Consider the following 22,301-nt stretch of genomic DNA (forward strand, 5'->3'; position numbering starts at 1 on the left):
ATATGCATTTTGTAACATAAAAAACCCCTGTCCGATATGTTTAATAGCATCGTACGTGTTCATGAGATATGCAGGACAATAGGACCGCGGCTGTATCCAAATCTCTCAATGTAGGTTTTGACAATCAGAAGTATATCGACCTTCAGTCCGCACAGATCAAGGAGCGTATCTCCAAGTTCGGCGGGAAACTTTATTTGGAGTTCGGCGGAAAGCTTTTCGATGATTTCCACGCTTCCCGTGTTCTTCCAGGGTTCCTCCCGGACAGCAAAGTGAACATGCTGGTAAGCATCAAGGACGTCGCCGAGATCGTCATAGCCATAAGCGCCTATGATATCGAGAAGAACAAGCTCAGGAGCGATATAGGCATAACTTATGACCTGGAGGTTCTGCGTCTCATCGATTCGTTCCGCGACCGGGGATTGTACGTCAGCTGTGTCGTCGTGACGCATTACAGCAATCAGAAGTCCGCGGATGCATTCTGCAACAGGCTCAGGTCTCTGAGCGTACGCGTCTACAAGCATTATCTGATCGACGGATACCCGTCCGACATCGACCTGGTGGTGAGCGAAGAAGGCTATGGGAAGAACGACTACGTTGAGACCACGAGGTCGCTGGTGGTCGTCACGGCGCCCGGTCCCGGCAGCGGCAAGATGGCCGTCTGCCTGTCACAGCTGTACCACGACAATGAGAGGGGAACACATTCCGGTTACGCAAAGTTCGAGACGTTCCCGATATGGAACCTGCCCCTGAAGCATCCTGTCAACATCGCCTACGAGGCGGCAACCGCAGACTTAGACGATGTGAACATGATCGATCCGTTCCATCTCGAAACCTATGGTAGGACGGCCGTGAACTACAACCGCGACATAGAGATATTCCCTGTTCTGAAGGCCATATTCGAAGGCATCCACGGCGAATCGCCCTATAAGTCGCCCACAGATATGGGCGTGAACATGGCCGGCTATTGCATTACGGACGACGAGACGGTAGTGCGGGCCGCCAAGGACGAGATAATCCGCCGCTACTACTGGACGCTGTGCGACCGCAAGCGCGGCGCGGCCTCGGATAACAGCGTAAGGAAGATGGAACTTCTCATGAAGCAGGCCGGAGTGGGCACAGAGGACCGCAAGGTCGCAATGGCGGTACATTCGCACCCCAGCGTCCAGGAGATGCCCGTTGTTGCGATATCCCTGCCCGACGGGACGATAGTCACCGGAAAGACGTCTGCTCTCCTGGCGGCGACGTCGGCTATGATGCTTAACGCCTTGAAGAATCTCGCAGGCATCAACGATTCGATGCATCTGATATCGCCGTCCGTGATAGAGCCGGTCCAGGATCTGAAGACCAAGTATCTCGGGGACAGGGGCGCGAGCCTCCACGCATCCGAGATGCTCATCGCGCTGTCGGTATGCGCCACGACCAATCCTGTCGCCACCGCTGTGCTGGAGCGCCTGCCGGAACTCAGGGGATGCGAGGCCCATTCCTCGGTCATACTTCCGGACGACGACGAAGAGCTCATGAGGAAGCTCGGCATCCACGTCACATGCGATCCCAAGTACGGGAGCGACAGGCTTTTCCAGGGCAGATGATGGAACAATTCTTTAAGGTCGCCCGTCTATCTGTCCACCATGGTGGGAAGGATCCCCAAGGTAACCAGCGACGACGTTCAGAACCTGAGGAGTTTCATAAGGGACAGTGTCGAGAGCACCAAGTGCTCGGGCATAGTCATAGGGCTGAGCGGGGGCATAGATTCTGCAGTAGTGACCAAGTTGGCGGCGGACACCATGGATCCGGAGAGGATATTGAACGTCTTCATGCCTTCCCGTGTCACTCCTGCGGCCGATTATAAGACGACCAAGGACCTGAGCCAGAAATGGGGGACCGAATACAAGATCGTCGACATCCAGCCGGCGGTGGACGCATTGACCTCGGTGCTTCTTTCAGACATCGAAGCACCGTTGGAGAGGGGGAACATCTCTGCGAGATGCAGGATGATCGTACTGTACAACCTGGCGAAGAAGCGGAACTACATCGTGGCAGGCACTTCTAACCAGAGCGAGCTGATGACCGGCTATTTCACAAAGTTCGGGGACGGGGCATGCGATTTCACGCCGCTTGCCAGCACGTACAAGACCGAGGTGAAGCAGATCGCCGCCATGATAGGCATACCTCAGGAGATAATCGATAGGCCCCCATCGGCCGGATTCTGGGAGGGACAGACGGACGAGTCGGAGATGGGTATATCCTATGACGATTTGGACGCCATCCTTTATGATATGGACCTTGATTTCGACGATGACGAGATCTCCGAAGATCTGGGCATCCCGAAGGAGAAGGTCAGGGAGGTCCGGGGGCTCGTTGCATCCATGGAGCACAAGCGCCTTCAGCCTCTGCGTCCCTGAAAAAGTCCTGGTCAGGCGCCAGAATCGGCTTGGTTCCGCACAAATTATATTAATGACTTAGTAATCAAGGCTTTAACAGCTCCTGTAGTGTAGCGGCCAATCATGAAGCCCTCTCGAGGCTTCGACTCGGGTTCAAATCCCGACGGGAGCACTAATTTTATTATCCATCGGTCGTTTTTAAAAAGTCAATAGTTCGGCTATTGAATTTTTTATGGATCGGTAACGACTACCGAGGTATATTGCGCCCGGACCCATGCAGAGGAATCGAGCACGAGACTGGCGATATCGGCGGGGATTCCACGATGATCGGCCATCAGGGCCGGACATCATTTCTTTACCATTTCTGGTATTCTAAAATCTTCGACGACTATTAATACAGATTCACCGCGATATGTTTTCAGGGGGCATCGGAACGGATATCGAACTTTATCACGATTCGAAATACGGAAACGGAGTCAGGGTGGCGGAGGAGTTCAAGAGGCTCATGGAGGCCGAGGGCAACCATGTCAACGTACGCAACATCAGAGAAGCGAGCCCGAGGGATCTGCCGCAGGCCGACCTATACGTTTTCGGTTCTCCGACGCATTTCGGGAAGGCTACCAGAGGCATGGTACATTTCGTCAAGAAAGTGGCTTTGCCATCAGGGGCTAAGTATGCGGTTTTCGCCACGTTCAGCGCAGCAAGGCCTGACAAGAAGACCGGTAAGATGCCGTCGGAAGAAGAGTTGGAAAAATGGCGTCGCACGATACCAATGATCGATGAACAGCTCAAGGCCAGGGGCATGATGAAGGTGGCAGAAATGAAGGCTTTTGTCGAACCTGAAAATCTGAAAGGGCCCCTGGAAGAGGGCTGGCAAAAGACGGTAGAGATATTCGTTACCGCCATCCTCGGCAGGTAAAGACAAATCGATTATCCGTCGGCTCCGATGTCAAATTCGCAGATCATGGTAAACGATGGTTGGATTTTTATTATCCGCGGTTTTTCTGTCAAACATCCTTTCCGATATACCGGTCATTTGCCGGTCGAGCGGTGACGATGGATAAATAGGCGGGCCAAGGATTATATCGAAGAATAAAATCCACCTTTTCTATGAACTGGGATATGCTGACCATCGTAGCATGCGTTGCCGCAGGAGGTGCGATAGGAGCGGTACTGAGGTACTTGGTCGGGCATTATATGGGCACGTCCGCATTTCCCTGGAGTACGTTCCTTATAAATATCATCGGATGCACGCTACTGACGTTCATCGCATTCTCATTCAGCGGCCACATGTCGAAAAATACCGTATTTTTCCTGTTCACCGGAGTGTTCGGTGCATTCACTACAATGTCGACCTTCACATCGGAAACGGTATATCTGTTCTACGACAACGAAATTATGAAGGCCGCTTGGAACGTAGTCCTCAATGGAGGAGGATGTCTCCTCGGAGCGTTCATCGGAAGGGCCCTGTCGCTTCTGATGTAATCATTTTTTTATAAGGCGGGCGTGGCACTCCGACATCCGCAGTACACCCGTCGGTGCATTGCCCGGTATGTCTTTCAATGAACAATCTATCGTCGACCCAGCCATATCCGATTCTCCGGATCAGAGCACCGTCTTTGGTTACACGTAAATGTCATTACGACCAGTATTTAGATAGGACATTATGGCTGCAACGGTAGTTTCGCATCTATTTCGCAACTTGTTTTTTGTGGCCATAAATCAGCAGAACCTTATGGTACCAGGCGACGGAAAAAACGCTCTTCTGCCATCATGGATATCTCTATTGTCAGATCAAGACAACCGGACGTCACGATCTCCCCCGTCAATAAACCGAAAGCAAATTTCCCCTCTGAAACCGAAAAACATATGTTGCGAATCAAGGAAGAACAAGTTACAATTCATCAGGTTGGATGATTCATCCAAAGGTATAAATCGGCAAGCGTCTTATATTCCGTCAGTCAAAATCGAGATAGGTGTTCAACATGCAAAACAAAACGATGGCCCTGATAGCCGCGGCGATTATAGTCGTGGCCGTTGCCGGCGCGGGAGTCTATTATTACTACGGAGGAGACGAAACTCAGGAAGGAACCAAGATCCTCGTTCAAGACAACGAAGGAGTGTATTTCTGGATCGAGGGAGACGGTGACAATGAGTTGACAGCTCTTACGGATGCATGTGAAAAATATGACATCGAAGTTGTATTCGCCAACGGCTGGATAGACAGTCTTTTTTCACTCGGAATGGTGGGACCGGATGCAGATAACAACTGGATCTATTGGAGCCAATACAGCTACACAGACGGAGCATGGGTCCTGAACGATTACAACATGGACCAGTACAATACTTCCGATGTAGAGGCCATGGCCGTAGTATATTCTGATGGATCCGAAGTGCCCGCTGTCGACCCGGACGATGCAAAGGTCTGGAACCACAGCACGGATGGAACGGTATTCACCATCGAGTCCAAGTCTGGAGTGAGCTTTAAGATAAACGGCACCGGCGAAACGGCCATCGAGGCGTTGATCGATGCAACCGACAGATACGCAGTGCCCTTCGTCCCATCGGGTAACCCGGCGAACGGGGTCGAGTCACTGTTCGGAATAACATACGCATACGAGGGCGGCCAATGGTCGTGGTGGATACAGAAGGTGCCGACCGGCGACGGGACCGGGTGGGAAACCAGCACGCTGATGATGGACGAGATGCCAACCTCCGAAACGCACAGCATGAAGCTGGTATACGGCACCGAGACCATGTAATCCATTAATAAACGGAATAAACCCTTTACTGAATTTTAACAAGGTGTACAATTGGAAAAAACCGTGAGGATCAAGACGGTGCTGTCCGCGGCGATCATTGTATCATGTGTAATGTTCACGGTGCTTGCCGCATCGGGCCAGACAAACGCCCAGGGGACAGATGGCCTCATCATCGATTTCGGCGGGGGTGAAACGTATTTCGGAACGATCGCCGACAGCGAGGACCCCGATGCGAAAGAATGGCTCGACGTAACTTGTACGATTTTCGGTTTCGATGCCGTGTGGGACGGCGAAGAAGTAGTCTCGATCGATTCATCGGTTTCCGGGACGGACGGCAGGACATGGGCACTTTATGTTGTGGAAAAGCCCGTATCGGACATTCAGGAAACATACTCGTGGGTGAAGACATCTACAAATCCGCAAGACGTGAAAATCAAAGATTACGCCGCGGTCGCATGGGCATACTGCTCTGAAGGAGGAAACCCCTCGAGAGCCGTAGATGCCACGGGGAAGTGCTTCTACGGATACGGGCACCCGTCCAGAATTGTTTCGATGGCACCTTCGTGCACCGAGATGATCTGTTCGGTAGGCGGAGAGCGCAAATTGGTCGGTACCGATGAATACAGCAACTATCCAGGGTCCGTAGAATCGGCTAGGTCGTCAGGCGAAATAGCAAGCATAGGCGGATTCACGAATCCCAGCTATGAGTCTATCGTAATGACCAACCCGGACCTGGTAGTGTGCATCAATAGTCAATATTCTCATCTCAACATGGCGGAGAGGCTCCGTTCCGCCGGCATCAACGTAGTGGTGGTCGATGGAGGAGAGGACGTAAGTTCGATATTGGAAAGCATAATGATGGTCGGGACGGCCATGGGGATAAGGGAGACGGCCGACAATACCGTTGACGGCATAGCTGCAGAGATCTTCAACATCGAGAGCATAGTCGACGGCAACTCCTCTGCGCCGAAGAACGGCATGATCGCGTTATCGACGGACAAATCCCCGTGGACTTCAGGATCGTACACGTATGCTTCCGACATATTGAACATTATATCGGTAGGCAACAGCTTCGGCGACCTTGGTGGATGGGTGATGGTGAACTCCGAGTCGCTGGTAAAAGAGGATATTGATTTTATTGTGATAATCGCCTCCGACGGCCCCAGCACCCAGAGGGAGTACGACAAGGTTCTGGATTCATTGGGAGACGAATGGAAACGTACAGACGCGTACAAAAACGGGAAAATATATTTCTTGACGGATTCGGCAGCCGACCTCGCATCCCGTGCCGGCCCCAGGGTCGCCCAGTTCACCGAGCTGATGGCGCGCATCATTCAGGACACGGCGTTCGATGGCGATATGCCTATGTATATCGGGGACGACTACAGGGACTATATTTCACTGACTAAGGACCCGGTAACGGAGGGATTTGCATGAGGAAGGCATTTTTGACATTGTTGGTAGTAACCTCGGCCCTTTTGGCTCCGCTATCGATGGTTTATGCCAGCGACGAATCTTCTGCCGCCAGCGACCGATACGTACTGATCGATTTCGGTAACGGCCAAACCGAGTGGGTTGAAGCGGATGCTTCCCAGGATACGATCTCCGGTCTACTGGGTACTGCCGTTGGCGGAATCGGCGGAACGTACGACGACGCCGGTGCCGATATTATCGTCAATGGGATATCTGCCAGGTCCTCGCCTGTTACAGTATCCTGGAGGTATTTCGTTTGGACGGATGCCGGTTGGGAGGACGGTACGGCATCTTTTGACGGTAATGCGGCATCTCCGACGACATCGGTGGCGCTGGCCTACTATCCGGGCGGAACGGCCCCTGTCGAGACGCCATCGAACAGATCATCCTGGACATGTATCAGGGGCAGTTCGGAATCCGAAGGGCACCAGGATGCGGACCTGAGCGGAGAAAATGTCGCGGGCTGGACCCAATCGTACGGGGAAGGCAACTTTGTCAACTCGGCCGTCCTGGTCGCAGGGGACAGGGTCTTCGTGAACGCCGGCGGTACAAGCAATATGGGTACAACCTCGGGCGCTCCCCAAAAACCGACGCTTTACTGTTATGATCGGACCACGGGAGAAGAGCAGTGGAGTTATGAATACGATGTCGGAGCGGGTTACGAGACGGCCACAGGCGTCATAGTCGGCGATTTCATATATGTTCCAGCCACGAACGGACACATTTATAAAATTCCGTTGTCGGGACCGAACGAAGGCGGTTCAAACGTTACGGTAAGCGGGGACGGGGTTTTCGGTTCCGTCAGAGACGGCACGGACTCTCCGTTGGAAGGGATCATATGGGCGACGGGGCCGGCATCAATCGTTTATTATTCCGGGGCGCTGTACTTCGGAACCGCCGCCGGATATATCTTCTGTACAGATTTGGATCTTAATGTTTTGTGGAAGGGCACAGTCGACGGCACAGTGTACTTCAACGCGCCGACCGTACAGGACGGAAGGCTTTTCATAGGAGCACTCGACGGCTCGATGTACGTATTCGATGCGTTCAGCGGCGATGCGATATGTAACGAGTCGGTATACAGCGTTGAGGCATATGGGAAGATGTGCGGCTTCGTATCGAACATCCTGCAGGTCGAAGACCGTCTGATCTTCTCATTCAACGACGGCAAGGGCATGAATGCCACAAGCGGAGGTTATGCAGTCTACAAGTTCGACGGCACAAGCCTCAGCAAAATAAGTAAAGTAACAGAGCTGGGTCTTTCGTCTTCATACATGATCAAGTCCGACAGCTCGTTCAGCGGAGCATATTCATTCACCTCCGACGGCCTGGTCAAAATATATCTGGACGGAAGCTACGAGCTCATAAATGGCAATATCCGCAATGTACGTGCGCCCGGAATCCTCGTCAACGATGAATACATCGTCGCATCGGAATACGACAGAAAAGGGCACATGTACATAATAGGTACCGACGGCAGCCTTCTGGGACAATACGAGCAGCCGGAATCGGTGGCCGAATATGTCATGTCTCCGCCGGTGATAGTAGATAACTGGATATACTCCGGAACCGACGGTGGAGTCTATTCTTTCTCCGGAGGGTTCCTGCCGATACCCTCGGCCGTCCAACAGGAGAAAAACATTATCCTATGGGCCGTCTCTGTGCTGGTAGCAATACTTGCAGCCTTCCTGGCATATTGCGTGTATGTCCGAAAGAAGTTGGACGTTCCGCCGATCCCGTACATCAGGGGAAAGATATCCGAGAAGCTCGGAAGCAATTCCGAGAGCAGATCAAAGATCAAACGCAACAAGAAACGGCTGTTCTGGGTTCTGGTTCTGGGTACGGTGGCGTCCGCGGTTATGTTCCTGCTATGCCTGGCATTCGGCCCCTCCGGAAATTACTCTATGTCCGAAACGTTCAGCCTTCTCGGATCTGCGATATCGAAGGGCGGGCACGGCCTGACGGGCGACGAGACGATAATATTCGATTCAAGGCTCCCGAGGGCGCTGGCTGCATTTGCGGTGGGGATCGGGCTCTCGATGGCCGGTGCGGTGTACCAGGCCATAATAAGGAATCCCCTGGTGGACCCATATATTATGGGAGTTTCCGCCGGCGCCGGAACGTTTGCAGTTGCAACGATTTCTGCAGGTTTCACATTCTTCGGAGTCTTCAGCACTGTTACATATTCACTGCCTTTGATGGCGATGGCAGGAGGCCTCATAGCTTTCGGAGCAACGATGATCATAGCGGAGAAGGCCGGCGGTTCGTCCACCAATTACGTTCTGGCAGGAGTTATAGTGGGCCTCGGGTTCGGTGCGGTGCAGACCTTATTGCTCTACAGCGCCGGAGATAAGATACACAGTGCCATGACGTGGCTTTTCGGAAGTTTCACAAGCATAGACTGGGGCAACATATGGCTGGTGCTCATTCCCGCCATTCTGCTTGCTCTCGTACCGCTCATATGGGCCAAGGAGTTCAATCTCGTTCTGCTCGGCGAGGACCAGGCCCAAGAGATGGGTCTGGACGTAAGGAAGTTCAACAGGGCGATGCTCATACTGGCGTCCGTCCTGACGGCCGTGTGCGTAGCTTTCGTGGGCACCATAGGGTTCGTGGGACTTGTAGTCCCCCATCTTTGCCGTATGATCCTGGGCGGGGACCACAGACTGGTGATGCCGTCCTCGATAGTGCTCGGCGGTTTGCTCATGATGGCTGCCGATTTCGTGGCCAAGATGCTTATCGCCCCCATCGAGCTTCCGGTCGGTGCGATAACAACCATCATCGGAGCGCCGGTTTTCGTCTATCTCATAATGAAGAAAGGGAGGATGTACGGTGACTGAAGGCACGCCGCTTCTTGAGCTGAGGAAGCTCAACAAATATTACAATAACGGGTTCCACGCCGTGAAAGACGTGTCCTTCAGCATAGACTCGGGCAAGCTTGTCGGTCTGATAGGGCCGAACGGGTGCGGTAAATCCACCATGATGAAGTGCATCAACAAGCTCCACAATATTTCGTCCGGGGACATACTTATAGATGGCGAATCGGTCAGGAAGAAGACCCCTGCGGAACTGGCCAGGAGCGTGGCGAACGTTCCGGCGCAGCTTAGGAACAACTTTGGCCTTACGGTGTACGAAACCGTGATGATGGGGCGCTACCCATTCCTGAAGAACATATGGTGGGAGACCGAGAAGGACGAGTCTTTCGTGATGGAGACCATGGAGAAGTTCGGCGTGAAGGGCCTTCAGGACAATCAGCTGAACACGCTTTCCAGCGGCGAAATGCAGAGGGTGCTGATAGCCAAGGCGTACGTGCAGGAACCGAAGCTCATGCTCGTGGACGAGCCGACATCACACCTGGATATGAAATATAAGCTGGAGGTGATGGAATATCTTAACGCCATGGTGCGGAAAGACATGTCCATATTGGTGGCAGAGCATGACATTTCGCTCATGGCGAGGTACTGCGACCTTTGCATCATAATGAAGCAGGGAAGCATAGTCGAAATCGGCCGCCCGAAAGAGATCATAACGTCAGAGCTGATCGAAGACGTGTACGGCGTTTCAGCATCGGTGGGATTCGACAAGGACGGCGAGCTGTTCGTACTGCCTAAGAGATACAGGGCAGAATCCGAGCACGGGCGCATCTGAAATCAGACAAACGTGCCGACCGAACTCAGGGAATCATTTCCTTCTGTTTTTCCTTCTTTCCGGACATTATCGATGCAACTATCGTTACTGCCAGGACCGAAATGATGATGGACAGGGATTGGACTATGTCGAACTCGTAATATTCGGCAATCAGCATCTTTAATCCTACGAATATCAGGATTATCCCGAGGCCGTACTTCAGGTATTTCAGGTGGGTGAGCGAACCTCTGATCGCGAAGTATAGGGACCTCAGTCCCAGGACCGCGAATATATTGGACGAGTAGACTACGAACTTGTTGGTCGTTATTCCTAGGATCGCAGGTATCGAGTCGAGGGCAAACACAATGTCGGTGAATTCTATTACGATTATGCACAGCAGCAAAGGGGTGATCATCCTGACGCCGTCCCTGTGCGTGAAGAATTTGTTTCCGTCAAGCTCCGGCGAGACGTTCATATGTTTGGACAGGAGGGTCGCGATCTTATTGCTAGACCCAGAGCCCTCTTTGCTCAACATGGTCTTTATGGCCGCGTATATCAGGAAGAACCCGAAGATATACATCACGAAGTGGAATCTCAGCAGGAGCTCGGATCCGGCGAATATGAACAACAGGCGGAACAATATCGCGCCGATTACCCCGTAGAAGAGGGCTTTGTGCTGATAGTCGTCCGGTATCGCAAACATTGCGAATATCAGTATGAACACGAACATGTTGTCTACGCTCAGCGCCTCTTCGATGACGTATCCTGCGTAGAATTCCATGCCCACCGTGGCGCCGCGCGTCATCCATATGTATATGCCGAAGATCATCGCGATGGCTATCCATCCAGCTGTCTGCAGCAGGGCTGATTTTGTGGTAATGTGTTTAGAACCGCGGTTGATGACAAATATATCCAAGGCTAGAAGTACGATGAGTATGAGGAAAAGACCTGCCCACTCAATCGGTTCGGCATCCGCGATCATAGAGTATTGTGAGTATCAAGCATTATAAAAAGCTGACTTACATTCCACGGAAAATATGATTTTATGAATTGTTATATTTTTTGAATAAAGTTAATAACATGGGGCACTGTCCTCCTTCCATGGCAATAATAAGCGTTTCGCTGGACGGCGAAAGCATGGCGACGCTCGAGGCGATACAGGAGGCCTATTCCCTCGCGGGGCGCAGCGAGGCCGTCCGCCTGTCGATAAAGGCGGCAGGGTCCAAGGTGAAGGAGATCGAGGAGCTCAGCGGGTTCATCGAAGGCGTATTGATCATCGTGAGACGGGACCATGTCGATCCGTGGATGAGCCTTATACAGGCCAAGCACGAGGAGTCCATAAAAACACAGATGCATTCGCATCTCCTCAATCATAAGTGCCTCGAAGTAATGGTCATATCCGCAGAAGCAGACAAGATAAAATCGATGTTGAGGGAGATCCAATCCGTTGCAAAAGCGGACTATGTAAAATTCGTAAAAAGCTGATGAATTTAGCATCATCTATATCATTTTATATTGCGTAAAGCATATTGAAAAACGGATGGGATAGGCATGGGTATAAACTCAGGCAGAAACAGCGGTAGCACTCTAAAGGTATCCTTTAAGCGGCGCCTCTTTGGAAAAAACACAGAGGGGGTTGAGGATGAAAACGAAGGGTCGGGCAACGGACGCGACTACAAGAGGCCCTCTTCCGATCAGTCGGTAAGGAGCTTCGAAGGTAACGGGTACGTGAAATACAGTCTCGGCGCAGGCACGGACGTCTATATTTCGGCGTCGAGCGAGGATCCGTTCATCGATTTCGACGAGCCGAAGGGAGAAAAGACAGGAGGGAGGTTCCTCAGCGGACTGCTCTCCGTTCCAGCGGCCACTGCGAGGCAGTCATATAAGCCCGCATCCGGTAAGATCAACGAGCCGAGCATGGTGTTCAATAACGCCCTGCCGGAGATTAAATTCAGCAAATCCGATTTCGAGGAGAAGGTCATCGTCAAAGAGGAGTCCGACATGATGTCATTCTCTATGCCTTTTGCGCAGACGGCCATGACGTCGTCCTCCGTATCGGCGCCCGACACCAATTCTTCGAACATAATCGGGTTCGAGTCGGAATACAGCGTTGAGGTCGAGCACATCGGAGCCCCCAGATCCGACGATAACAATATCATGGGGACAGAAGTCGAACGCCTTCCGCCGGCGCCCGTCCATGCGGAACGCCTCCCGGCAGCACGCCATGTGCCCAAAGAGGAAAAGTCAATAGCTCCGGAGATGCCCGAAGAAGTAGTGGCGACGGCCGTCGAAGTTCCGGAGGTCCCAGAGATCCCGGTCGCGCTCGCACAGCCCATCGCAATCATGGCGCTCCCGGCATCATCCAGTTTGCTGGCCGTTGCTCCGCCCGCAGCCATGCTGATGCTCTCCGAGGCTGTGCAGGCATCCGAGGAGGAAGTCAAGGCCGCTCTCGAGGGGACAGAGGAGTCGGCCCTCGCGGCCATGGCGCATCTCCCGTCGGGACTTTACGCTGAAGGCGTCGAACCCATCGCCGATGCCGTCGCCGCCGAGGAAGAAGTGATATCGTCCAGCGCAGGATGCACATGCCAGTTGGCAGAAACTTCGTCCGCCGCCGCGATCAGAACCACGCCGATCGTGGAATATTCGGATTACGCAGGATATGACTTCCTGCCGCCTGTAACGGAGCCAGTAAGGCGCAAGCCCAGGGAGATCGTCCCGGAAGCCCGTACGATCTCGCAGATGCCCGAGTACGTCGAGATCGAAGACGAGGTCAGCGGTATGATGAAGCTTACCGTCGCTGGCATGTCCAGCGACGAGATGGAGTACTCCGACGCGGCATCGATACAGGAATCGGACATTCCCGAGGACGGGATGGAGGAACTATGCCTGATCGTCGACCGGGAGAGAGAGTACCTGTCAAATTTGATCGAGCTCGCGGATGCAACCGAAACGTCCGTGGCGCAGGAGCCTGAAACGGTATCCGTTGCAGATATCCAGGCGATCGAAGTCGAGCCGATGATCGAAGAGGCGGTAAGGGCGGTCAACGCAGTGTCCGGAGCTATTTGCGAAAAAGAAGCATCGGAAGCGGCGGGACCGAATACGCTTTACACGCTGACGCCCGAGGACGAGACAGAGATCAACGAAATGGTCAGAACGCTGATCGAGATGATATCTGCGCCCGAAGCGGAAGAAGTGAAGGCCGTCGATACAGAAGAGATTCCGGAGCCCGAGGCTCCCAGGCCGCTGATTTCGTTCGTTTTCGGCAGTGGCGGTTCCGAGTCAATACACAGCTTCTATTGAGGCTCCATCAAACCTCTTAAACTTATTATATTAGTTTTTCTTTGGTTCGACCATGGATCTGTTCTCCATCCTCGCGATGTTGGTCGTATTGTATGTTCTGGCTGTCATCGGTTCAGAGGTCTTTGAGCGTTTCGGTGTTCCCGGCCTCATCGGAGAGATATTCGTCGGAATAATACTGGTAAATCTGATATGGGACGGTTCCGCATTCTCGGGCATTCTTAGCAGCGGCAGTTTCCTCGGAATGCTGGACGTCGAAGTGGCATTCAACGGCTTCGACGGTTCGTTCAACTATCAGTTCCTATTCCTGGTGGCCGAGATAGGGGCGATGTTTCTACTTTTTTCGGTGGGACTCGAGACCCGCGTATGCGAGCTGATGTCAGTAGGTAAGGCAGCATTGACCGTGGCTATACTGGGTGTCGTATTCCCGTTCGCCGCAGGTATGACGGTTTACTTTTACGATTACAATATGACCCATGCGATGTACATGGCGGCAGCCATGGTCGCGACGAGCGTGGGCGTGACTGCCAAAGTAATAATGGACATGCGCGCCTCGGACACGAAGGAAGCACGCATAATAGTCGGTGCCGCCGTAATAGACGACGTTCTGGGAATGATAGTCCTGGCAATAGTGGCAGGAATGGCTTCCGCGGACGGCACGAGCATACTTGGGATCGCAAGGATAATATTCATCTCGGTCTCGTTCGTACTCGCGGTGTTCTTCTTCTGCAACTCGTGCACCCCACGCATCGCCTCATGGTACGGCAAGAAGAAGGAATGCAAGCCTCCAACCGAGAAAGAGGCCCGCAAGCTGGACAAGATGATGATCGCCATCGCCGTGTGCCTCTTCATGGCAGCGGCATCCGAGGCACTCGGGCTGGCCGCGATAATCGGTGCGTTCCTTGCGGGAATGATACTTGCAGATTACGCCAAGAAATGGAACCTCAAGCCAAAGGTGGAAGCCATAACCACGTTCTTCCTTCCTTTGTTTTTCCTCAACGTCGGACTGCAGGTCAAACTGTCATCGCTCACCAATGCCAACGTACTGATGCTGGCAGCGTATATCATAGTCCTTGCGGTAGTCACAAAGTACCTGGGATCTTACTTGGGAGCAAGGCTCGCGGACAAGAAGATAGATAAAAGCTCTGCAAAAATCATAGGAATAGGTATGATTCCGAGGGCGGAGGTCGGAATAATAATAGCATCGATCGGTCTTGTATCGGGACACCTTACTCCTGACATGAATGCAACTATAGTCTTGATGTCGGTGATAACAACTGTCATAGCGCCCCCGTTGCTTTCGCGCGCCTATAAGAAAAAGTACCCTGACGGAATACCCGAAAACCCCGCAATCTCATGCTGGGAAGAGCCCTGATCAGACGGGGAAGAATACCTGTGCCACAATAACTATGGCGACCAAGGCTATGGCAATGCCGATGACGGCCTTGGGTGTGATTTTTATCCCCTTGTCGGTCTCCGAGTCAAAATATCTCATGAGCCCGGCCGAAGACTGGAATCCGCTGTCGTTCTTTTTCTGTGCCATCGGACTTACAATTATGGGTCTATATAAAAAGGTTATCCGTTTCGTTCGTTCAGCTTGGAAAATGTCTTAATAGAGCGTGGCTGTTGATGCTCCGATTCGAATGCATTGGGCGGACGTAATTGCTAAGGACATCGCAGAAAGTTGCGAGAAGCCACTCATAGCCACGGGCATCAGTCCCACGGGCATCATCCACGTAGGCAGCCTCAGGGAGGCCATCACCGGTGAGTCTGTGCGAAGCGCAGTTGAGGGCTTGGGCAAGGAAGTTAGATTGATATATCTCATCGATTCCTTCGACCCGCTCCGCAAACGTTATGATTTTCTGCCTCCGGAGTTCGAAAAGTACGTCGGAATGCCGATATCAAGGATACCCTGTCCCTGCGGCAAGCACAAGAACTATGCCCATCACTTCGTCCAGCCGTTCCTTGACGCCGTGGACTCGCTGGGCGTCCAGTGCGAGATAATATGGACCCACGAACTATACGACGAAGGAAAGTTCGCCAAAGCCGTAGACATGTCTATGAAGAAGAGGGATCAGGTCATAAGGATAATGACGGACGTCACAGGCAAGGCCGAGAACTCGGAATATGCCCCATACAATCCCCTGTGCTCGGCCTGCGGAAGGTTCACTAAGCCTGTCTTCGAAACCTATGAATTCCCATATATGGAGTACGAATGTACATGCGGAAATCACGGGAAGGCGGACGTACGCAAGGCAGAAGGAAAGCTTACATGGAGGCTCGAGTGGCCTGCCAAGTGGATGATTTTCGGCACGTCGGCCGAGCCGTTCGGAAAGGACCATGCGGCCGCCGGCGGCTCTTACGACACGGGCAAGAGGATAGTGGACGAGATCTTCGGCGGAAATGCACCCTATCCTATTCCGTACGAGTTCGTACAGCTGAAGGGAGTGGGGCAGATGCACAAATCGCTCGGATGCCCGGTTACGGGGCTCGATGCGATCAATATGACTCCCCCAGAAGTTTTGAACTATCTTTTCCTAAGGGTAAATCCTTCCAGGGCGATCGATTACGACTCCGGCCTGGGGACATTGGATATCGCCGACGAGTACGACCGTATGGAAAAGCTTTACTTCGGAGGTGAATGGGCCGAAGCCGAGGACAGCTCCGTACAGGCATACGTGATCGCGCAGCATAATCATATTCCGACTCGTCTTCCGCATCAGATTTCATACAGGCATCTGGTCAACGTGGCACAGATGGCCCCAACATTCGAAGGGGTTGTGGAGATCCTCGAACGTACTGACGACCTTTCCGACATGACCGAAAGCGACAGGAAAAGGCTGTCGCGCCGTATAGATTGTGTCAGATACTGGCTCAACGGTTTTGCACCCGACAGCGTCAAATTTTCGGTCAGCAGCACCGTTCCGTCCGGTATCGAGCTTTCGATGAACGAGAAGGTCTTCCTGAAAGCCCTGTCTGTTAAGATGTACGACTGCAATTGGGATCCCGATTCCATCGGGTCCACTATAGCGGACACGGCCAAGGATTCCCCGCTGGGACTCAAGGGAGGGTATGGCGCCATGTACCGGATATTCATAGGCAAGAAGGCCGGACCCAGATTGGGTACGTTCTTGGCCAGCATGGACAAGAGCTTCGTGATCAACAGGATAATTCAGGCTTCCAATTGATCAGAGTATTCCCATGTCGGTGAGCTTCTCAGGAAGGTAAGTGTCGGTAACGAAGTCCAGGCCGTACTTGGCCAAGGCCTGCTGTTCTGCCTTTTTCTTCATTCCCAGCATGGCTTGGATCTCGTTCTCCCAGAACTCGTCCTTGAAGCGCGGGTCCGAAAGTTCGGCATTGAGGGCCCCCACGTCCTTTTCCGAGAGGCTGTCGGTCGGCAGGTCGTAGTTTAGAATGTCGGATGGAGTTATACCTATGAACTGGGCAGAAGGTGTCGCCAGGTAATCGGATATGTGGGCGGTCTTTATCGCGCCGTATGCGACCGACGCGAATATCCTGAACGACCAGGGGTCGCCGTCGGTGAACACCGTGACGGGCAGGCGCAGTTCCTCGTTGACCCTTTTTATGAAACGTCTTGTGCTTCTCGTAGGTTGCCCTTTGAGATGTACCAGCAGTACATCGTACTTCTCCGGGAATCCGTTCTCCACGAGCCTGTCGAACATACCTCCCGTCTCTATTGCCATGACAAATTTCGCGCCGCAATCCTTGAAATCGATCTTGTCGGGCCCGACGTTGTAAGGTATGCCGTATCCCGAATCTCCGACATCGTCGATGCAGTTGATCTTTTTCTTCTCGCCCTTGCGGGTAAGTTCCGTGAGCGTAAGGTCACCGTAGACCCTGGCGCCGTCCTCTTCGGGGCGGAGTTTGAATTCTTCCCTCATACATCCGGTTATGACCTCCAGGTCCTCTGCCAGAATGTTGCTCTCGTCCTGACTGTGGAACTTTGCGTTGTTCCATCCTTCGGAGATATAGTACATCTCCCTCAGGGTCGAGGACTTGTTGGCGTTAAGCATGCTCTTTATGAAGTCTGCGGTGTAGACGGTCCTGAGCAGCATGAGGGCTCCCTTGACGGTCTTTGCCGTACGGACAGATTTCTGGTCGCCGTACTTCCAAACGCTGGACTTCGGATCGAATTCGATGTTCCTCTTCGATCTGAGGGAAATGTTCATTGCAGGCACGTTTCCGTTGTCTATATTGTCGTATAGACCTTCGACGATTTTGGTGAGGCTTTCTATCGTGTTCTCTTTTTTATCTGTCATTTCAGTCAGCCTCCTTTTCGAATTCCTCTTCCTCGAGTTCTTCCTCTTCCTCTTCAGAGGTGTCTTCTTCGGCAAGGATATCCTCTTCCTCTGTGATTTCCATGCCCTTTATGCCCCAGTCTCCGGGCAGTGGCTCCGCGCCCATGATTATCGCGGGGTTGATTCCCGAAACGTAAACGTCTTCCTGCGAAAAGGTATCTGCCATCTCCCCGCTCAGCTCGAACGAAACGATGGTCGATTTCGATGGTTGCAGGTCCCTTATCTCCCAATAGGCCTTTCCGTCTTCGCTGAGCTCTACGAAAGAAGGGTTCATGAAAAGTGCCAGATTAACGGATTCCTTAGGAACCTGTGCGTGCAGGCCGAAGTTTCTCACGGTGTTCGTGTAGTTGTATATCATGTAGGTGTATTTGCGCTCTTTTTTGCTGAGCTTTTCCATCGCTGGTTCGATCCACACCACGTTCATTATTTTGGTGATGGTCCTTTCCAAGGACGGCATCGGCCTTCCCAGGTAATCGGCCGACTTTTTTGCCAGGTCAGGCAGGATCTCCTGAACGATCTCGAACTTGGCATGTGTTTTCGTGCGTCTCTCCAGTTTGTTCAAGTGGCTTTTAAGGTTCCTTGCGCACAGTCTAAGGGCGGCAGATACCTCGCTAAGTATCTCCGGATAGCTGGCTATGGCCTCTTTTCCCTCGGATGTGAACGGCACTTTCGTGGAGGCTACATGCACAAGTATTATCGCAGGCCCATATGGGATCCCCTTTCCGCCCCTCTGTTCCAGGCCATAACGCCTCCAATCCATATCGGATATCGCCTTGGTGATCGCGCATGCTCCCTGCTGATACAGCAACGGGACGCGGTTCGCGAACCTCAGTATATTCACCTGGCCATCCGAAGGGATGTCCCCACCGTAAACGATGCCCGCCTCGACCACGAACGGGTTCCCGTTGGCGGTCTTGGGAGGTCTGGTCACAGGCGTTGCATAATAATCAGGACGCAGCCCCTCCATAACATGCATGAGCCCCTTTTTGATGAGCGTGTCCCCTATAGGCGACAGACAGTCTGTCTGAGGTGCCATGATCTTAACTTTACCGATAGCATCGATCATTGCGGCGCATTGATCCCTCGTAAGGTCCTGGGGCGAAATCATCGGGTCGATCTTCGACAGTTGCAGTATATCGTCCGCTATGCGTCCCGTAACCCTTGAGAAATCTTCTTTGAGGAAAGATCTGACGTTTTTCTGTTTGCTGCCGTGGGCGAATTTTATGATGTCGCCGATCTCCATTCCCTCAGGGTGCGGTTTGATTTCCTTCGGTCTCGGAGGAATGATCTCTGTTGCTTTCTCGAACGTCCATTTCTTACCATCTGGGTCATGGAATATTACGGATGCGTGGGGATTCACGATCGCAGTGTTCTTCAGATATTCGAAAATAGATTGTTTGCCGGTTACATATCTGCCCTTGATGGTAAATTCTATGCTTGTCCCGTGTTCGCGGTCCCAGGTGAAAGCCCTCTCTTTTGTAACGAGAGGACGGTTAGTCTTGGTGTCTATGACAATATCCATCTCCCAGGCGACCTCATCGTCGCCCGATATCTTGGATATTACATGAGCCGGTTTTCCTGTAGTGAGATAGCCGTACATGACGGTCGCAGATATACCGATCCCCTGTTGGCCCCTTGACTGCCTGAGGGCGTGAAACCTGGATCCGTACAGAAGGCGGCCGTACACGTTTTTAATCGCGTTGTGAACTATGCCAGGTCCGTTGTCTTCGACGGTTATTTTATAGTCGTCATCGTCAAGACGTTCTATCCTGACGGATATCTCAGGAGGTATCTCCGCTTCCTCGCATGCATCGAGCGAGTTATCTACGGCCTCCTTTATGCCCATCAGAAGAGATTTCGAACGCGAATCGAATCCGAGTATCTGTTTGTTCTTCTCGAAAAATTCGGCGACCGATATCTCCTGCTGTTTGTCCGCTAATTTGTACGCTATGGACCTGCCATTGGCCTTCGGTCCCGAATCGGTAACATCTTCTGTAGAGCGCATCCGATGGTACGAATGCCTGGGCCGTTTTTACCTTTATCGGTATGGTGGCCTGCCCAGGTCATTTCTTGCTTTCGAACCTTTTTCCGCAACTTGGACAGAACTCCGATGCGCTGGGGACATCCTCTCCGCACTCGGGGCATTCGAAGGTCGAATCAGACAATTCAATGGTGCCGTCAGCGTGCTGTATCTCCAATTCGATATCATCGTCGAAACCCGCACCGCACTTAGGGCACTTCTTTGCATCATCTGGAACTTCAGCGCCGCAGTCCGAACATATAAAGGAATCCTTCTTATCGGGCTTTATCTCCTGGGGCACGTCGATGTACGATCCGCATTTGCGGCACTTAACCTCGCCGGGGAGCACTATCGAATTGCACTGTTTGCACCTTCCGTATCCCGGAGGGTATAGGCGGCCCTGCTTGACCATCTTGTCGCGGGTCTTATTGGCGCTGGACCTCATTCCGTAGGTCAGGAACAATATCATGAAGTAGAGCAACATGCACAGTCCCAGGTAATATGCCGTACCGGTCCAGTAAACCGAGTTTTTGGCTGAGCTGGAGGTCAGCTCGTCCAAAAAGAAAGTGACGGACTGGGAATTACTCAATTTCGAGTCGGAGTTCGCTGTGTCGGCCATGTAGAAATATATTATGTACAGTTCGTTGTCGACCGGGACGTCGAAAGTCGCAGTACCGCTGGCCTGATCGTAAGAAACAGGCTGCAGGGTCCTCTCCGAACCGGAAACCCCATACGTGCTGGAATATCCGACCATGTCGATCATGGAGACAAAGGCCAAGGGCTTGTGGTCGGAATCCGTGTCGGTATAGGTCACGGTGAATTGATAGGTGTCGGATGAGACAGTATAGGTCGCTGCGGTGAAATCGCCGCTCTCCTCGAAATCGTCGTTCGCACCTACATAGGCGGGCGAAGAGTACAGGCTTCCGGCAAGTAATGCGACCACGGCAAAAACCACGCCGTGGAATACAAACACTTTGACGTTTTTGACCTTAAGCAGGTGGGGCACCATGTAAAGGACTGCGGCCACTATGATCATGGCGAAGCAGCTGAACATCATGTATATCCCCGACATGAGGATGAATAGTGTCAGCACAAAACTTGCGGCGAGGCCCGCCAGCTGTTTTGTGGTTAATTCTATCTTCTTTTTATCTGCCGATTTCTCGGTGTTCTCTATGGCCATCGGGCCTGTAACGGGTTCGTTAATTAAAAAGTATCTAAGTAGTTTTTCGTGCCAACTCTAATATAACCTTTCACTATCAAGGAACGGGAAACAATTGGCGACCATCGAGGAGCAGATTAAGGAATTGGAGGAACAGATCTCCAATACGAAATACAACAAGGCCACCGAAGGTCACATCGGAAAGCTTAAGGCAAAGATCGCCAAGCTCTCCGCAGAGGAGGAAAAAAGGCGCTCTTCCAAAGGACCCACTAAAGGATTCTATGTAAAAAAGGCAGGAAATGCGACTGTGGCACTGGTCGGATTCCCCTCCGTGGGTAAATCAACTCTCCTTAACCAGCTTACAGATGCCAAATCCGAGATCGGCGCATATCACTTCACAACGCTGGACGTTGTGCCAGGTATCTTGGAGTACAACCATGCGAAAATCCAGATACTCGACATGCCGGGACTGATCAAGGACGCTTCCCGCGGAAAGGGGCGCGGGCGCGAGGTCATCGCGGCGGCCAGAGCTTCAGACATAATCCTTTTCGTGGTCGATGTTTTCAATCCCAGCATCGATGTCCTTTTCAACGAGTTATATACTTCCGGAGTACGTTTGGACCAGAAGGCCCCGGACGTGGTCATAACTCCGACGGGCCAGGGCGGCGTCCTTATAAAGCCCACACTTAAACTGACCAAGACCACGGAGGAAGTGATCAAGGATATGACCATAGCATATGGGCACATCAACGCTACCGTGGTCGTCCGCGAGGACATCAATGTAGAGCAGATGCTTGACGTTTTGTCAGGAAACAGAGTTTACATAAAATCGCTAATGGCGGTCAACAAGATCGATCTGGCTCTGCCCGGGCAGCTCGAGGCCGTAAAGGAAAAGCACAACGAATTCCGCACGGTGCCTCTATCGGCAGCCACAGGTGCCGGGATAGAGGACCTGAAGCAGGCGCTGTACGACACCATCGACATGATACGCGTATACCTCAAGCCCCAGGGACAGGAGGCCGACATGGATGTGCCTTTGATCGTCAAGAGGGGAAACAATGTCGGCGACGTGTGCGAGCTCATCCATAGGGATTTCAGGAATCAGTTCAGATATGCGATGGTATGGGGAAAAAGCGCCAAGTTCCCGGGTCAGACGGTGGGTATGGACCACGTCATGGAGGACGAGGATATTCTTTCCATAATCGTAAGGCGCTGAATCATCGGGGCGCTGGCATTAAATGCCGGTTGGCCCTTACCTACACCAGG

The 22,301-nt window shown here is 52.5% G+C and carries 18 protein-coding genes and 1 tRNA gene; 14 read left to right on the forward strand and 5 right to left on the reverse strand.

Annotation, left to right across the window (positions count from 1 at the left end; all coding sequences use genetic code 11):
• The first annotated feature begins 68 nt into the window (after positions 1-68).
• The 9 genes from VB016_01215 (at position 69) to VB016_01255 (ending at position 10,261) form a co-directional block, all read left to right on the forward strand.
• Positions 69-1,589 carry a DUF1846 domain-containing protein gene (locus tag VB016_01215; GenBank protein ID MEA4977161.1) on the forward strand — a complete coding sequence of 507 codons (1,521 nt, stop codon included), beginning with the start codon at positions 69-71 and terminating at the stop codon, positions 1,587-1,589.
• Between the two features lie 39 nt (positions 1,590-1,628).
• Positions 1,629-2,402, forward strand: coding sequence for an NAD+ synthase (locus VB016_01220; protein MEA4977162.1), 774 nt, complete (start codon positions 1,629-1,631; stop codon positions 2,400-2,402).
• A gap of 78 nt (positions 2,403-2,480) precedes the next feature.
• Positions 2,481-2,553, forward strand: a tRNA-Glu gene (locus tag VB016_01225).
• 240 nt (positions 2,554-2,793) lie between these two features.
• Complete coding sequence (locus tag VB016_01230; GenBank protein ID MEA4977163.1) at positions 2,794-3,300, forward strand: flavodoxin domain-containing protein; 507 nt, start codon at positions 2,794-2,796, stop codon at positions 3,298-3,300.
• 191 nt (positions 3,301-3,491) lie between these two features.
• On the forward strand, positions 3,492-3,866 hold the full coding sequence (locus VB016_01235; GenBank protein ID MEA4977164.1) for a CrcB family protein: 375 nt from the start codon (positions 3,492-3,494) through the stop codon (positions 3,864-3,866).
• A 500-nt stretch (positions 3,867-4,366) separates the two neighbouring features.
• Positions 4,367-5,143 carry a hypothetical protein gene (locus tag VB016_01240; protein MEA4977165.1) on the forward strand — a complete coding sequence of 259 codons (777 nt, stop codon included), beginning with the start codon at positions 4,367-4,369 and terminating at the stop codon, positions 5,141-5,143.
• 51 nt (positions 5,144-5,194) lie between these two features.
• Positions 5,195-6,580, forward strand: a complete 1,386-nt coding sequence (locus VB016_01245) for a helical backbone metal receptor (GenBank protein MEA4977166.1) — start codon at positions 5,195-5,197, stop codon at positions 6,578-6,580.
• Positions 6,577-9,453 (forward strand): iron chelate uptake ABC transporter family permease subunit, encoded by a 2,877-nt coding sequence (locus VB016_01250; protein ID MEA4977167.1) that lies wholly within the window; start codon positions 6,577-6,579, stop codon positions 9,451-9,453. Before VB016_01245 ends, VB016_01250 begins: the two co-directional genes overlap by 4 nt.
• Positions 9,446-10,261, forward strand: coding sequence for an ABC transporter ATP-binding protein (locus VB016_01255; protein ID MEA4977168.1), 816 nt, complete (start codon positions 9,446-9,448; stop codon positions 10,259-10,261). The genes VB016_01250 and VB016_01255 overlap by 8 nt, the downstream gene beginning before the upstream one ends.
• Positions 10,262-10,286: 25 nt before the next feature.
• Here VB016_01255 and VB016_01260 read toward each other — a convergent pair whose 3' ends face one another.
• Entirely contained in the window at positions 10,287-11,222 is a 936-nt protein-coding gene (locus VB016_01260; GenBank protein ID MEA4977169.1) for a TerC/Alx family metal homeostasis membrane protein, read from the reverse strand.
• A gap of 119 nt (positions 11,223-11,341) precedes the next feature.
• Here VB016_01260 and VB016_01265 point away from each other — a divergent pair, with 119 nt between their 5' ends.
• The 3 genes from VB016_01265 (at position 11,342) to VB016_01275 (ending at position 14,912) form a co-directional block, all read left to right on the forward strand.
• Positions 11,342-11,725, forward strand: coding sequence for a CopG family transcriptional regulator (locus tag VB016_01265; protein ID MEA4977170.1), 384 nt, complete (start codon positions 11,342-11,344; stop codon positions 11,723-11,725).
• Positions 11,726-11,791: 66 nt separating this feature from the next.
• Positions 11,792-13,540: a hypothetical protein gene (locus VB016_01270; GenBank protein ID MEA4977171.1), complete on the forward strand. Its 1,749-nt coding sequence runs from the start codon at positions 11,792-11,794 to the stop codon at positions 13,538-13,540.
• 52 nt (positions 13,541-13,592) lie between these two features.
• Positions 13,593-14,912: a cation:proton antiporter gene (locus tag VB016_01275; GenBank protein MEA4977172.1), complete on the forward strand. Its 1,320-nt coding sequence runs from the start codon at positions 13,593-13,595 to the stop codon at positions 14,910-14,912.
• On the opposite strand, the gene VB016_01280 is transcribed toward VB016_01275, so the two are convergent.
• Complete coding sequence (locus tag VB016_01280; protein MEA4977173.1) at positions 14,913-15,080, reverse strand: preprotein translocase subunit Sec61beta; 168 nt, start codon at positions 15,078-15,080, stop codon at positions 14,913-14,915.
• A gap of 100 nt (positions 15,081-15,180) precedes the next feature.
• Here VB016_01280 and lysS point away from each other — a divergent pair, with 100 nt between their 5' ends.
• Positions 15,181-16,725: a lysine--tRNA ligase gene (gene lysS / locus VB016_01285; GenBank protein ID MEA4977174.1), complete on the forward strand. Its 1,545-nt coding sequence runs from the start codon at positions 15,181-15,183 to the stop codon at positions 16,723-16,725.
• On the opposite strand, the gene VB016_01290 is transcribed toward lysS, so the two are convergent.
• Genes VB016_01290 through VB016_01300 form a run of 3 tightly spaced genes read right to left on the reverse strand, consistent with a single transcriptional unit; the run spans position 16,726 to position 21,056 of the window.
• Positions 16,726-17,892 (reverse strand): DNA topoisomerase IV subunit A, encoded by a 1,167-nt coding sequence (locus VB016_01290; GenBank protein ID MEA4977175.1) that lies wholly within the window; start codon positions 17,890-17,892, stop codon positions 16,726-16,728. It abuts the gene before it with no gap.
• The gene (locus tag VB016_01295) at positions 17,819-19,861 is read right to left on the reverse strand and encodes a DNA topoisomerase VI subunit B (GenBank protein MEA4977176.1); all 2,043 of its coding nucleotides are present in this window, start codon (positions 19,859-19,861) and stop codon (positions 17,819-17,821) included. The genes VB016_01290 and VB016_01295 overlap by 74 nt, the downstream gene beginning before the upstream one ends.
• 58 nt (positions 19,862-19,919) lie before the next feature.
• Positions 19,920-21,056 (reverse strand): zinc ribbon domain-containing protein, encoded by a 1,137-nt coding sequence (locus VB016_01300; protein MEA4977177.1) that lies wholly within the window; start codon positions 21,054-21,056, stop codon positions 19,920-19,922.
• Positions 21,057-21,150: 94 nt separating this feature from the next.
• Between VB016_01300 and VB016_01305 the strand changes: the two genes are divergently transcribed.
• Positions 21,151-22,251: a GTP-binding protein gene (locus VB016_01305; GenBank protein MEA4977178.1), complete on the forward strand. Its 1,101-nt coding sequence runs from the start codon at positions 21,151-21,153 to the stop codon at positions 22,249-22,251.
• Positions 22,252-22,301: the final 50 nt, after the last annotated feature.

The organism is Methanomassiliicoccaceae archaeon (genome assembly GCA_034928305.1).
Lineage (GTDB): Archaea > Thermoplasmatota > Thermoplasmata > Methanomassiliicoccales > Methanomethylophilaceae > VadinCA11.